Source organism: Paraburkholderia phymatum STM815, assembly GCF_000020045.1.
Taxonomy (GTDB): Bacteria; Pseudomonadota; Gammaproteobacteria; order Burkholderiales; family Burkholderiaceae; genus Paraburkholderia; species Paraburkholderia phymatum.
In genome coordinates, this window is the sequence record NC_010622.1 from 1,542,478 (window position 1) to 1,555,090 (window position 12,613).

General features: G+C 62.6%; 10 protein-coding genes and 5 tRNA genes. 2 read left to right on the plus strand and 13 right to left on the minus strand.

Annotated elements, in window-relative coordinates; genetic code table 11:
* Window positions 1-32: 32 nt before the first annotated feature.
* Window positions 33-527 carry a ribonuclease E activity regulator RraA gene (gene rraA / locus BPHY_RS06970; protein ID WP_012400770.1) on the minus strand — a complete coding sequence of 165 codons (495 nt, stop codon included), beginning with the start codon at window positions 525-527 and terminating at the stop codon, window positions 33-35.
* 204 nt (window positions 528-731) lie between these two features.
* On the opposite strand from rraA, the gene BPHY_RS06975 reads away from it, so the two are divergent.
* Window positions 732-1,565 carry an AraC family transcriptional regulator gene (locus BPHY_RS06975; RefSeq protein ID WP_041763825.1) on the plus strand — a complete coding sequence of 278 codons (834 nt, stop codon included), beginning with the start codon at window positions 732-734 and terminating at the stop codon, window positions 1,563-1,565.
* A 69-nt stretch (window positions 1,566-1,634) separates the two neighbouring features.
* Here BPHY_RS06975 and BPHY_RS06980 read toward each other — a convergent pair whose 3' ends face one another.
* The 7 genes from BPHY_RS06980 to gltX all read right to left on the minus strand — a co-directional run bounded on the left by BPHY_RS06980 (window position 1,635) and on the right by gltX (window position 4,569).
* Complete coding sequence (locus BPHY_RS06980) at window positions 1,635-2,099, minus strand: GNAT family N-acetyltransferase (protein ID WP_012400772.1); 465 nt, start codon at window positions 2,097-2,099, stop codon at window positions 1,635-1,637.
* 174 nt (window positions 2,100-2,273) lie between these two features.
* Window positions 2,274-2,350: transfer RNA gene (locus tag BPHY_RS06985), tRNA-Asp, on the minus strand.
* A 76-nt stretch (window positions 2,351-2,426) separates the two neighbouring features.
* Window positions 2,427-2,502, minus strand: a tRNA-Glu gene (locus tag BPHY_RS06990).
* A gap of 66 nt (window positions 2,503-2,568) precedes the next feature.
* Window positions 2,569-2,645, minus strand: a tRNA-Asp gene (locus BPHY_RS06995).
* Between the two features lie 76 nt (window positions 2,646-2,721).
* Window positions 2,722-2,797: transfer RNA gene (locus tag BPHY_RS07000), tRNA-Glu, on the minus strand.
* A gap of 144 nt (window positions 2,798-2,941) precedes the next feature.
* Window positions 2,942-3,017: transfer RNA gene (locus BPHY_RS07005), tRNA-Ala, on the minus strand.
* A 142-nt stretch (window positions 3,018-3,159) separates the two neighbouring features.
* The gene (gene gltX, locus BPHY_RS07010; RefSeq protein WP_012400773.1) at window positions 3,160-4,569 is read right to left on the minus strand and encodes a glutamate--tRNA ligase; all 1,410 of its coding nucleotides are present in this window, start codon (window positions 4,567-4,569) and stop codon (window positions 3,160-3,162) included.
* 381 nt (window positions 4,570-4,950) lie between these two features.
* On the opposite strand from gltX, the gene BPHY_RS07015 reads away from it, so the two are divergent.
* Entirely contained in the window at window positions 4,951-5,901 is a 951-nt protein-coding gene (locus BPHY_RS07015) for a patatin-like phospholipase family protein (RefSeq protein ID WP_244257595.1), read from the plus strand.
* A gap of 85 nt (window positions 5,902-5,986) precedes the next feature.
* On the opposite strand, the gene BPHY_RS07020 is transcribed toward BPHY_RS07015, so the two are convergent.
* The 5 genes from BPHY_RS07020 to BPHY_RS07040 all read right to left on the minus strand — a co-directional run bounded on the left by BPHY_RS07020 (window position 5,987) and on the right by BPHY_RS07040 (window position 12,582).
* Window positions 5,987-6,658: a C40 family peptidase gene (locus tag BPHY_RS07020; RefSeq protein ID WP_012400775.1), complete on the minus strand. Its 672-nt coding sequence runs from the start codon at window positions 6,656-6,658 to the stop codon at window positions 5,987-5,989.
* Window positions 6,659-6,820: 162 nt separating this feature from the next.
* Window positions 6,821-8,440 carry an ABC transporter ATP-binding protein gene (locus tag BPHY_RS07025; RefSeq protein ID WP_012400776.1) on the minus strand — a complete coding sequence of 540 codons (1,620 nt, stop codon included), beginning with the start codon at window positions 8,438-8,440 and terminating at the stop codon, window positions 6,821-6,823.
* Window positions 8,437-9,588 carry an ABC transporter permease gene (locus BPHY_RS07030; protein ID WP_407671186.1) on the minus strand — a complete coding sequence of 384 codons (1,152 nt, stop codon included), beginning with the start codon at window positions 9,586-9,588 and terminating at the stop codon, window positions 8,437-8,439. Before BPHY_RS07030 ends, BPHY_RS07025 begins: the two co-directional genes overlap by 4 nt.
* Window positions 9,542-10,582 carry a microcin C ABC transporter permease YejB gene (locus tag BPHY_RS07035; RefSeq protein WP_012400778.1) on the minus strand — a complete coding sequence of 347 codons (1,041 nt, stop codon included), beginning with the start codon at window positions 10,580-10,582 and terminating at the stop codon, window positions 9,542-9,544. Before BPHY_RS07035 ends, BPHY_RS07030 begins: the two co-directional genes overlap by 47 nt.
* Before the next feature lie 77 nt (window positions 10,583-10,659).
* A complete protein-coding gene (locus tag BPHY_RS07040) occupies window positions 10,660-12,582 on the minus strand; it encodes an extracellular solute-binding protein (protein ID WP_012400779.1) in 1,923 nt (640 codons plus the stop codon).
* Between the last annotated feature and the right edge of the window lie 31 nt (window positions 12,583-12,613).

Here is a 12,613-nt window from a genome sequence, read left to right on the forward strand (position 1 = left end):
TATACCGATCAGGCCACTGATCACACAACGCGTCAGACGAGCGGCGCGCTCGACACCAGCACGCCGTCGCTGTCCGCATAGATCCACTCCCCCGGCCGCACGACCGAGCCCGGCAATCGCAAGGACACGTCGCGCTCTCCACCGCCGCGTTTCTGGCTGCGTTGAGGATGGGTTGCGAGCGCGATAATGCCGAGGTTGCATTCGTTCAGTTCCAGCGTGTCGCGCACGCAGCCGAATACGACGATGCCCGCCCAACCGTTCTTCTCGCCCAGCTTGCCCAGATTGCCGCCAACGAGCGCGCAGCGCAGACTGCCGCCGCCGTCGACGACCAGCACGCGCGCCACGCCTTTCTCTTCGAGCGTCGCACGTACCAGCGTGTTGTCTTCGAAGACCTTGAGCGTGACGGCTTCGCCGCCAAAACGCGACGCTCGCCCAAAACGACTGAAAACGGGATCGAGCACGCGCAGCGTACCCGCAGTCAATTGGTCTTCATGCGCGTCGCACAGATCTGCCGTTGCGAAGTTCATAGCATTCTCCAGGCGGTCGAACGAATCCGGTGCATTATGCCGCGCCATTTCTTCGATGTCGCATCGTCCGTTCGGCCAATGGGCGGACAATACGCGCGCCCCTACAATGAGAACCATCTTGCGGCGGTTCCCCGCCGCCCTATCCGTCACGCCATGACCGAAGTCGCCCGCTCAACGCCGCACGCATCGAAAGCGCCCGCCGAAATGTCGACCCGCGTCGATTTCGCCGACATTCCACCGGAGTTCGCGCCCACGCCGACGCATCCTATCCGCGTACGCTCGCGGCCCATGCCCGCCGGCGTGCGCATTGCGCGGCATACGCACGCGTGGGCGCAAGTCGCCTATGCGTCGCGCGGCGTGCTGCGGGTCGGCACCTTCGGCACGACATGGATGGTGCCGCCGTCGCGCGCGATCTGGATTCCACCGTATGTGTTGCATGAGGTGGCCATTGTCGAGGAGGCGTTCCTGCGCACGCTCTACGTCAACGAGACGGTCGTGCCAGCGGGGCTGGACGCATGTCGCGTCGTCGAGGTGTCGGGGCTGCTGCGCGAAGTGATCGCCGCGCTCGACACAGCCGGCCTCGCGCCCGATCGAGAGCGCCTGCTCGGCTCCCTGGCGCTCGACGAAATCACACGGTCGCAACCACTGCCTCTGTCCGTGCCGATGCCGACCGAGAAACGTCTGCGTGCATTGTGCGAAGCCGTCATTGCCGATCCCGCCCATACCGAATCACTGGAACGATGCGCTTCGACAGTCGGCGCAAGTACCCGAACGATCGCGCGGCTCTTTCGGCAGGAACTGGGGGTGAGTTTTTCCCAGTGGCGTCAGCAGGCCGTGCTGGCGCGGGCCATTCCGCTGCTTAGTCAGGGACGGCCGTTATCGCACGTCGCGCGGGAATTGGGCTACCAGAGCCAGAGTGCCTTTTCAGCGATGTTCCGGCGCGCATTCGGGGAAAGTCCACGGGCATTCATGGTGCGCGGCGCGGAACGCGGGCGCAATGACCGTGAACGGGAAGAAGAGGAGGACGAATCCCGTTGATGCGGCACGCGAACGCCCCACGCCTGTGCGAGGGGGAAACAAAGTGCAATCGATGCGCCTGCAACGCTCTCAGACGCGCCGCGCCATATGCCGGATCGAGCCGAGCTGCGCGAGCCGAGGGCCCGCAAGACGGTAACCCATCCGCTGATAGAGACGCGCGGCAGGATTGTCGACGAACACGCGCAACTGCAGTTCGGAGAGACCACGCGCCCGAGCCCAACGATGCGAGGTATCCAGCAGATAGGTACCTGCTCCTCGTCGCCGATGGCCTTCGGCAATCTGCACATCGCGGATATGCAGGGAGTCGCCCTCTTCGGTAATGCGCAGCACGCCGATCCGTTCGCCGTCCACTTCGAGAATGAAGTTCTCCGACTCGCGCCAGCTTGCGAGGAACAGGTCGCTGCGCCACACGAGGTGATGCCGGCGGTAGTACCCGCCCATGTTGTTGCGCGTCAGCGCCTCGGCGAACTGGAAGTCGTCCATGCTGGCCTTGCGCAAATGGAAGGGAGATGGATCGTCGGTCGGGTCGAGCATCGCACGAAAGACGTAAGAGTCAATCCGCACAACGTTAAGACAGGCGGACCGCGCTGGCAATGGCTGTTTGCCCCACAACGACGCACGGCGAGCTTCTCGCGCCAGGGAAACACCACCATCTATCGGGAAGCGCAAAACAAAAAGCCCGCTGATATCTCAGCGGGCTTCTCGATCTGGCGGAGCGGACGGGACTCGAACCCGCGACCCCCGGCGTGACAGGCCGGTATTCTAACCGACTGAACTACCGCTCCAGTCTTGCTACCTGACTCACGAGCGTCGGTTAGAACTCGCAAGCGCATTACCTGAATCTCAAGCAACGCCAGTATTTGGCGTCCCCTAGGGGATTCGAACCCCTGTACTCACCGTGAAAGGGTGATGTCCTAGGCCTCTAGACGAAGGGGACAACGTACTTCACACACTACTGCTCACATCTTTAATGAAAAAGCCCGCTCACCGAACGGGCTTAATCTGGCGGAGTGGACGGGACTCGAACCCGCGACCCCCGGCGTGACAGGCCGGTATTCTAACCGACTGAACTACCACTCCAGTCTTGCTACCTGACTCACGAGCGTCGGTTGTGTCTCGCAAGCGCATTACCTGAATCTCAAGCAACGCCAGTATTTGGCGTCCCCTAGGGGATTCGAACCCCTGTACTCACCGTGAAAGGGTGATGTCCTAGGCCTCTAGACGAAGGGGACATAATCTTTTCAGACTCGTCTCGATCTTGCCGCTAACTTCACGCTTCAGCAGCGAAGACCGCTATTCTAACTGCTTTAATACTGCTTGTGAAGTCTTTTTTTCTACAACTTCCAGCTAACCGGAAGAACTTCACTCTGCTCTGATGGTGGAGGTAAGCGGGATCGAACCGCTGACCTCTTGCATGCCATGCAAGCGCTCTCCCAGCTGAGCTATACCCCCTTGCAGAACAGAAGCGAGATTGTAGAGAGCAATTTTCGCTTTGTAAATACCTCTTGAGCAGCTTTCTACAATTTTTTTGCGAGGCCGCGCAATCGTCCTCCGCGGCCTCGCTTCGCCTGCTCGCTGTCGCGTGAAACGCGAATCAGACCACCGCCTTTTCGATGCGGCTTACCACCACGTCGCGACCGAACAGCATCAGCACGCTGTCGATGGACGGCGTGTGCGTCGTGCCCGCCACCAGCACACGCACGGGCATCGCGAGCTGCGGCATCTTCAGCTTGTGCGCGCCAAGCGTTGCCTTCAATGCGGCGGCGATGCCCTCCTTCGTCCACTCGCACGCCTTCAATGCAGCGGCGAGATCGGCGAGCGCCGGGCGCACCGCGTCCGTCACATGTTGTGCGAGCGCATCCGCATCCGGATTCGGCTCGCGATAGAACATGGCTGCGTTGTCGACGACCTCCTTCACCGTCGACGCGCGATCCTTCATTAGCGCAATCACGCTAACGAGATCCGCACCCTTCGCGAGCGTCGGCTCGTCGATGCCGAGCGCCGCGAAGAACGGCTTGCTCAGATCTGCGAGACGCGCATTGTCCGCTTCCTTGATGTAGTGGTTGTTCAGCCAGTTGAGCTTGTTGTGGTCGTACTGCGCGGGCGACTTGCCCAGATGTTCGAGATCGAACCACTCGATCAGCTGCTCGCGCGAGAAGATTTCCGCGTCGCCATGCGACCAGCCCAGTCGCGCCAGATAGTTCAGCACGGCCTCGGGCAGATAGCCTGCGTCGCGATAGCCCATCACACTCATCGCGCCATGACGCTTGCTCATCTTCTCGCCCTGCTCGTTCAGCACTGTCGGCAGGTGTGCGTAGACGGGCGGTTCGCCGCCGAGCGCACGCAGGATGTTGATCTGGCGCGGCGTATTGTTCACGTGGTCGTCGCCGCGAATCACGTGCGTGATCTTCATGTCGAGGTCGTCGACGACCACGCAGAAGTTGTACGTCGGTGTGCCGTCCGGACGTGCGATCACAAGATCGTCGAGTTCTTCGTTCGAGATTTCGACGCGGCCCTTCACGGCATCGTCCCACGCGACGACGCCCGTCAACGGGTTACGGAAACGCAACACTGGCTGGACGCCCGCTGGCGGCGTCGGCAGCACCTTGCCCGGCTCGGGACGCCACGTGCCGTCGTAACGCGGCTTCTCGCCAGAGGCGCGCTGGCGCTCGCGCAGTGCGTCGAGTTCTTCCGTCGACATGTAGCACGGGTACACGAGCCCCTGCTCCTGCATGTGCTTGAGCACTTCGCGATAACGGTCCATGCGCTGCATCTGGTAGAACGGGCCTTCGTCGTAATCGAGGCCGAGCCATTGCATGCCTTCGAGAATCGCATCGACGGACTGCTCGGTCGACCGCTCGACGTCCGTGTCCTCGATACGCAGCACGAACACGCCTTTCGATTTGCGCGCAAACGCCCACGGATACAGCGCAGAGCGAATGTTGCCGAGGTGAATGAAGCCGGTGGGGCTCGGTGCGAAGCGGGTGCGAACGGGAGTGGTCATGTGCGGTAACTCGAAGACGGACGGCCCGCGCCGGCGGACAGCGATGCCGGGCGCGGCAACGAAAACGGTTCGCTTCAGGCGACGGCAACAGCAGCCGGCGGCGACGCGAACGCGATAAAAAAGAGAGTGCCGATTATACCCGTCGACGGCATTTCCACCCGGCCGCACACTGAGGCCGCGCATCGCTTCGAAGCGGGCCGCGCCACGTGTAGACGGTTTCTTCGGCCGATTGTCGACGTGCGTGCGCTTTGCATTATGATGTGCGCGCGCCGTCCGCTCGACTTCATGCAGCCCGTGAAGATCGCCCGCCGGCGATCACGCTCGCAAGACCCGCGGCGCGACGCCTTTGCATGGACGTCGGCGCCGTCGCTGGAGAATTCGTTGAAACCGTCATCGCCACGTTTGTCCCGCCGCACGTTCTCGATTGCCGCGGCCTCCGCTGTCCTGTCCGCCTGTGCGTCGACGGGCGTCAAGCCTGAGAACGTCACGCCCAACACCGCCACCGTTCCGCCAGCGCCGCCCGAGATCAGACCGCAACGCCCGCTGCGCGTCGGCCTCGCACTCGGCGGCGGCGCCGCGCGCGGCTTTGCGCATATCGGCGTCATCAAGGCGCTGGAAGCGCGCAACATCCAGGTCGATCTGATATGCGGGACGAGCGCTGGGTCGGTGGTGGGCGCGTTGTATGCATCGGGGCTGAACGGCTTCGCGCTCAACAAGCTCGCGCTGACGATGGATGAGGCATCGATCAGTGACTGGGCGATGCCATTCCGCACGCGCGGCTTGTTGCAGGGCGTGGCGCTGCAGAACTATCTCAACAAGACCCTCGACAATCGCCCAATCGAAAAAATGGCGAAACCGCTCGGCGTCGTCGCAACCGATCTGAAAACGGGTCAGCCGATTCTCTTCCAGCGCGGCAACACGGGAATCGCGGTGCGCGCGTCGTCGAGCGTGCCTTCGGTGTTCGAGCCCGTGAAGATCGGCGGACATGAGTACGTCGATGGCGGCCTGGTCAGCCCGGTGCCCGCGTCGTTCGCCCGAAAAATGGGCGCCGATTTCGTGATCGCCGTCGACATCTCCGCGCGGCCCGAGACGTCCGTCACCGAAAGCTCGTTCGACGTGCTGATGCAGACGTTCACGATCATGGGTCAAACGATCAAGGCGTACGAGCTCGACAAATACGCGGACGTCGTGATTCGTCCGAATTTGAACGCGATGAGCGGCACGGATTTCGGACAGCGCAATGCAGCGATTCTGGCGGGCGAGGAAGCCGCCGCGCGCGCCGCGCCAGAATTGTTGCGCAAGCTGACGGCGGCACGGACCGCGGCCGTCTGACGCGCAAACTCAGAAAGCAGTACGTAAAAGGCCCGCTTCGAACGAAGCGGGCCTTTTGCTTGAAACGGGCAGTTAGACGATCGTCTTAGTTGCTGCCACCGATCGTCGCGCTTACACGCTGACGCAGTTCCTGCTGCTGCGGCACCGTGCTCTCGATGCGGCGTGCGCCCGTGAAGCGTTTTTCCCAGTAGCCGTCATCCATGTCGTCGACGCGGATCGTGCTGCCCGTCGACGGCGAATGCACGAACTTGTTGTCGCCGATGTAGATGCCGACGTGCGAGAACGTTCGGCGCATCGTATTGAAGAACACGAGATCTCCCGGCTTCAGGTCGGAAACCCGAACCTTCTCGCCGACACGGCTCATTTCTTCCGCGCGGCGCGGCAGCGCCATGCCCAGCGTGTCCTGGAACACGTAGCGAACGAAGCCGCTGCAATCAAGGCCGGAGTCCGGGGTGTCGCCGCCCCAACGGTAGCGCACGCCGATCATGTTGAGGGCGCCGACCACAACGTCACCCGCCTTTCCGGCCATGCCGGACAGAAACGAACGCGCGCCACTCTCGGAATTCGAGGTGGCGCTTGGCGTATTCTGTGTGACGGAGGACACTGAATTCGACCCGGAAGAGGTCGAAAATGAGGCATTCTGGTTAAAGCTGCTTACTTCATCGGCGAAAACGCCGGGAGCTGCGGCCATCAGTACGCCAATGAACATCCCGGCGACGACGCGCGTGCAAGCCTGGGTGAGATTTCGGTGCTGCATTGGTCTGGTGGTTGGTCTTGGTTATCGCGGGGAATCCGCGGTAGTTTTTGCCTGTAAATCAACAGGCTACGAAAAAAAGTTTGGTCGATACTAGCCAGTAAGTATTCCTATGTCAAAACAAATAGAAAAAATCAATGACCGGCCGCACTCAATTGGTGAATGTCAATTCGCAAAGGCAGCTTTCAGCAGCTTTCGCGTGTAAGGGTGGGCTGGTTCGCCGAAGATCTGTTCGACTGCGCCTGTCTCGACGATCAGTCCGTTTTGCATCACCGCGACGCGATGCGCCATCGCGCCGATCACGGCCAGATCGTGACTGATGAAGATGAAACCCAGGTTGTATTTCCGTTGCAACCCCGCGAGCAGCTTCAACACCTGTTGCTGGATCGATACGTCCAGGGCGCTCGTCGGTTCGTCGAGGATCAGGATGCGCGGCTCTAGCACCAGCGCACGCGCAATCGCGATGCGCTGCCGCTGCCCGCCCGAAAATTCGTGCGGATAGCGGTGCAGCGCGGTACGGTCGATCCCCACTTCTCGCAGCACGGACACGACCTTGTCGCGGCGCGCGTCGGACGTGAGTTGCGGGCGGTGCAGCGCCAAGCCCTCGCCCACGATCCGCTCGATCGTCTGCCGCGGTGAAAGTGAACTAAAAGGATCCTGAAAGACGACCTGCATGTTCGAGCGCAACGCCGTCTGCTCTCTCCCCCGATAACTGCCGAGCGCCCTGCCCTGAAACTCGATCGCACCGTGAGAAGTCTTCTGCAGGCCGAGCAGCGCCATCGCCAGGGTCGATTTTCCCGATCCCGATTCGCCGACGATACCGAGCGTTTCTCCCTGCCTCACCGACACCGTCGCGCCCGCCACGGCGCGAAAATGCCCCGCACGGAACCAGCCAGCGAAGCCGGGCAGCTTCGTTCTGAAATCGACGGACACGTCGCGCGCGTCGAGCAGCACGGGCGCGATCGGCAGCACGGGCACTACCGTGCGCTCCGGGCGGCTTTGCAGCAGGCGCTGCGTGTACGGATGCTGCGGCGACTCGAACAGTGTATCGACAGTTCCGCTTTCCACCAGCACGCCCTTCTCCATCACCGCGACACGTTGCGCGAAGTGCCTCACGAGGTTCAGGTCGTGTGTGATCAGCAGCACGGCCATGCCGCGCTTCTCGGCCTCGTCGCGCTGCAATTCGAGCAACAGTTCGACAATCTGCGCGCGAATCGTCACATCGAGCGCCGTGGTCGGTTCGTCGGCGAGCAGCAGACGCGGACGGCAAGCAAGCGCCATCGCGATCATCGCGCGCTGGCGCTGCCCGCCCGACAACTGATGCGGATAACTGTTGACGCGCTTGCCCGGCTCCGTAATACCCGTGCGCTCGAGCAGCGCGACGGCGCGCTTGCGCGCCTCGGCTGCGCCCACGCCGTCGTGCAGCACGATGGTTTCGGCAATCTGCTCGCCGACCGTGTACAGCGGGTTGAGCGCCGTCATCGGCTCCTGAAAGATCATCGCGATATCGGAGCCGCGCAGACCGCGCATCTCGCGCTCGCTTTTCATCAGCAGGTCTTCGCCGTCGAAGCGCACCGAGCCGCTCGTCTGCGCGTCGCTCAGCAGGCGCAGGATGGACAGCGCCGTCACGCTCTTGCCCGATCCGGACTCGCCGACCAGCGCCACACGTTCGCCGCGCGCAATCGACAGCGATACATCGTCGACGGCAACCGTGTCGCCGAACGTCACGCGCAGATGATCGAGTTCGAGCAGCGGCGCGTCGTTATGCTTCACGTTCGCGCTCACTGGTTGCCTCCCGCTTTCATCGCGTCGGAGATGCGCGTGTCGAGCGCGTTACGCAGCGCGTCGCCCATGAACGTCAACAGCAACAGCGTGACGACGAGCACGCCGAATGTGGCGACGGAGATCCACCACGCGTCGAGATTCGCTTTGCCCTGCGCGAGCAGTTCGCCGAGGCTCGGCGTCGGCGCCGGCACACCGAGCCCGAGAAAGTCGAGACTCGTCAGCGCGAGAATCGCGCCGCTCATGCGGAACGGAAGAAACGTAATGACGGGCGTGAGGCTGTTGGGCAGCACGTGCCGCCAGACGATCTGCCAGTTCGACAGGCCCATCGCGCGCGCCGCGCGCACGTAGTCCTGCTGCCGGTTGCGCAGGAACTCGGCGCGGACGTAGTCGGACAGACCGATCCAGCCGAACAGCGACAGCAGCACGATCAGCAGGATGAAGCCCGGCTCGAAGATCGACGCGAAGATGATCAGCAGATACAGCTCCGGCATCGCGCTCCAGATTTCGATCAGACGCTGCCCGATGATGTCCGTCTTTCCGCCGAAATAGCCTTGCACGGCACCCGCCAGCACGCCAAGTATCGTGCCGATGAAGGTCAGCACCAGCGCGAATTCCACCGACACGCAAAAGCCGTAGACGAGACGCGCAAACAGATCGCGTCCGCGGTCGTCGGTGCCGAGCCAGTTGTCGCGCGAGGGCGGCGCGGGATTCGGCACCTTCGAAAAATAATTGAGCGTGTCGTAGTAGTAGCGGTTCAACGGATAGATCGCGAAGTTGCCCGGTGCTGTCAGGCGCTGTTTGATGTACGGATCGAGATAGTCGGCGGGCGTCGGGAAGTCTCCGCCGAAGGTCGTCTCCGCGTAGTCTTTCGCGAGCGGGAAATAGTAGTGGCCGTCATAGCGCACGACGAGCGGCTTGTCGTTCGACCACAGCGGCGCGGCGAGGCTCGCCGCAAACGCGACGACGAAGACGATCAGACTCCAGTAGCCGAGGCGTTGCTGCCTGAAGCGCAGCCACACGCGGCGTGCGGGCGACGGCGACACGAACGCGCGCACCGGCTGCGCGCGCGACACTTCGGCATCTGTACGGACGCGGCTCAAATCAGCGCTCCAGTTGTTCGAATTGAATGCGTGGATCGACCCACACATAGCAGAGATCGGAGATGAGCTTCGTCGCGAGTCCGATCAGCGTGAAGAGATAGAGCGTGCCGAGCACGACGGGATAGTCGCGCCGCACCACCGACTCATAGGACAGCAGGCCCAGGCCGTCGAGTGAAAACAGCGTTTCGATCAGCAGGCTGCCCGTGAAGAACGCGCCGATAAACGCGGCCGGAAAGCCGACGATCAACGGCAGCAGCGCATTGCGAAACACGTGCTTCCACAGCACGCGCCGCTCGGAGAGCCCCTTCGCCCGCGCGGTCAGCACGTATTGCCTGCGGATTTCATCGAGAAACGCGTTCTTCGTGAGCATCGTGACGACGGCGAAACTGCCGACCACCGACGCGACGATCGGAAGCGTGATGTGCCACAGATAGTCGAGCACCTTGCCGATCGGACTCAACTGGCTCCAGTTATCGGACACGAGATTTCGCAGCGGGAACAGTTGCAGGAACGTGCCGCCGCCGAACAGCACGAGCAGCAGCACGCCGAGCACGAAGCCCGGAATCGCGTAGCCGACCAGCACGATGAGACTCGTCGCGACGTCAAAGCGCGAGCCGTTGCGTACCGCCTTCGCAATGCCGAGCGGCACCGATATCAGATAGGTGAGGAAGAACGTCCACAACCCGATGCTGATCGACACGGGCAGCTTCGAGACGATCAGCGACCACACGCTTTGATGGCGGAAATAGCTTTGCCCGAGATCGAAGCGGGCGAACTGCTTGAGCATCAGCCAGTAACGCTCGAGCGGCGGCTTGTCGAAACCGTATAGCGCCTTGAGTTGGGCCATCTGCTGTGCATCGACGCCGCTATGCGCACGCAGCCCGAACGGCATGCCGCCCTCGGCCGCATTGCGCCGCAATTCGTGCGCCATCTGCTCGACGGGCCCGCCCGGCACGAACTGGATGACGGCGAACGTCAGCGTGAGCACACCGATCAACGTCGGAATCATCAGCAGCAGACGTTTGAGGATATAGCTCCACATGGCGGCGGTCCGGAGTGCGTCGCTGGTAAAAGCAACGTGCGTTGTTCAAAAGTGCATGATGGGGATACGGAACGCGCTCATTGCGGCGCCGCGAACCACCACATCGAAGTGATCCAGCCTTCCGCCGTATAGTACAGCGGCAAGGTCGCCGGCCAGGCGAGGCCGCGCTTGAACGCCACGCGGTGCGTCGCGCTGTACCAATGCGGAATCATGTAATAGCCGTTGACCAGCACGCGATCGAGCGCGTGAACGGAATCGACGAGTTGCTCCCGGGTCTGCGCGCCGACCAGCGCACGCAGGATCGAATCGACGGCGGGCGACTTCAGGCCGATCAGATTGCCGGAGCCCGGTTCATCCGCGGCCTTGCTGCCGAAGCGGTCGATCATGTCGGCGCCCGGCACCTGCACGTCGGGGAAACGGATCGTCGTGACGTCAAAATCGAACGCGTCGAGACGCTTCTGATACACCGCGAAGTCCATCACGCGAAAGCGCGCTTCGATGCCGAGCTTCTGCAGATTGCGGATATACGGCGCGATCACGGGCTCAAACACGGCCGATGACCCGGAATCGTCGAGTATCTCGAACACGAACGGCTCGCCCTTCGCGTTGCGCAGCGCGCCGTCACGATAGTTCCAGCCGGCCTGCGCGAGTAGCGCGCGCGCTTCGAGCAGATTGGCCCGCAGCGAACCAGGCGGATCGGTGTCGGGCTGCTTCGGCGGCACGCCGAACACGGAAGGCTCCAGCTTCGCGCGCCACGGTTCGAGTAGCGTCAGTTCCCCCGGCGACGGCAAGCCCTTTGCCTGCAGATCGGTATTTACGAAGTAGCTGTCGATGCGCTTGTACTGGTTGTAGAACAGCTGCCGGTCGAGCCACTGGAAATCGAGCGCGAGATCGAGCGCCTTGCGCACGCGCACGTCGCCGAACAGCGGCCGTCGCTGATTGAGGATAAAGCCCTGCATCCCCGTGCCATTGTGATGCGCAAACTCGCGCTTGATCAGCTCGCCGCTGTCGAACTTCTTGCCAACGTCGCGCCGCACCCAGTTACGCGCGACGTTCTCGACGAGCGCATCGTACTCGCCGGCCTTGAACGCTTCGAGGCGTGCCGTCGCATCCGAATACAGCTTGTAGTTGATGCGCTCGAAATTGTAGGTGCCGACGCGCACGGGCAGTTTGTCGCCCCAGTAGTTCGGGTCGCGTTTGTAGGTGATCGTACGCCCGTTATCGTAGCTCTCGATCCGATACGGCCCGCTGCCGATCGGCTTTTCGAACGCGAGCTGGTCGAACGCAATCCGGCTGCCATCCGCCTTCACCCCCCACTTGCGCGAAAACACGGGCATGCCGCCCGCGAGCAACGGCAACTCGCGGTCACGCTGCTTGAATTCGAAGCGCACGGTGGCAGGATCGACGATCACGCAGCGCGTGATATCCGCGAAATACGCAGCGAATTGCGGCGCGGCCTTCGGGCTCTTCAGGGTGTCGAACGAAAACTTCACGTCTTCGGCCGTGACGGAGTCGCCGTTCGAAAAGCGCGCGTGCGGGTTGATATGGAAGGTAGTCGACATGCCGTCGGACGCGACGTCGATGTCGTCGGCGAGCAGGCCGTAGGCGGACGCGACTTCGTCGGCGCTGCCCGTCGCCAGGCTTTCGAACAGCAGCCCGATGCCGGGCGCCGCACTGCCGCGCAGCGTGAACGGATTGAACTTGTCGAAGCTCGTCGAGCGGTCGGGATTCGCGAGCACCAGCGTACCGCCGCGCGGCGCGTCGGGGTTGACGTAATCGAAGTGCTTGAAGTCGCGCGGATATTTCGGCTCACCATACTGCGCGATCGCGTAGGCGGCGTGCGCACGCTGCGCGGTGGCGGGCGACAACGCAATGAACGAACCCAGACACATGGCAAACGCGGCGCGCGATACCGCCGTGCCACGCATACGCGACCACGGACGAATCAGAGTGCGCCATCCCGGGCGTGGCGCGTTAATCCGTCGCGTGCCTGTCGTCATAGGTGCCTTATTGGTCGGTGGTGGTCGGTGG

Bases quoted from the DNA above. Each gene is read 5' to 3' on its own strand.
- rraA (WP_012400770.1), bottom strand. From the start codon at position 527: ATGAACTTCGCAACGGCAGATCTGTGCGACGCGCATGAAGACCAATTG.
- BPHY_RS06975 (WP_041763825.1), top strand. From the start codon at position 732: ATGTCGACCCGCGTCGATTTCGCCGACATTCCACCGGAGTTCGCGCCC.
- BPHY_RS06980 (WP_012400772.1), bottom strand. From the start codon at position 2,099: ATGCTCGACCCGACCGACGATCCATCTCCCTTCCATTTGCGCAAGGCC.
- gltX (WP_012400773.1), bottom strand. From the start codon at position 4,569: ATGACCACTCCCGTTCGCACCCGCTTCGCACCGAGCCCCACCGGCTTC.
- BPHY_RS07020 (WP_012400775.1), bottom strand. From the start codon at position 6,658: ATGCAGCACCGAAATCTCACCCAGGCTTGCACGCGCGTCGTCGCCGGG.
- BPHY_RS07030 (WP_407671186.1), bottom strand. From the start codon at position 9,588: ATGTGTGGGTCGATCCACGCATTCAATTCGAACAACTGGAGCGCTGAT.
- BPHY_RS07035 (WP_012400778.1), bottom strand. From the start codon at position 10,582: ATGTGGAGCTATATCCTCAAACGTCTGCTGCTGATGATTCCGACGTTG.
- BPHY_RS07040 (WP_012400779.1), bottom strand. From the start codon at position 12,582: ATGACGACAGGCACGCGACGGATTAACGCGCCACGCCCGGGATGGCGC.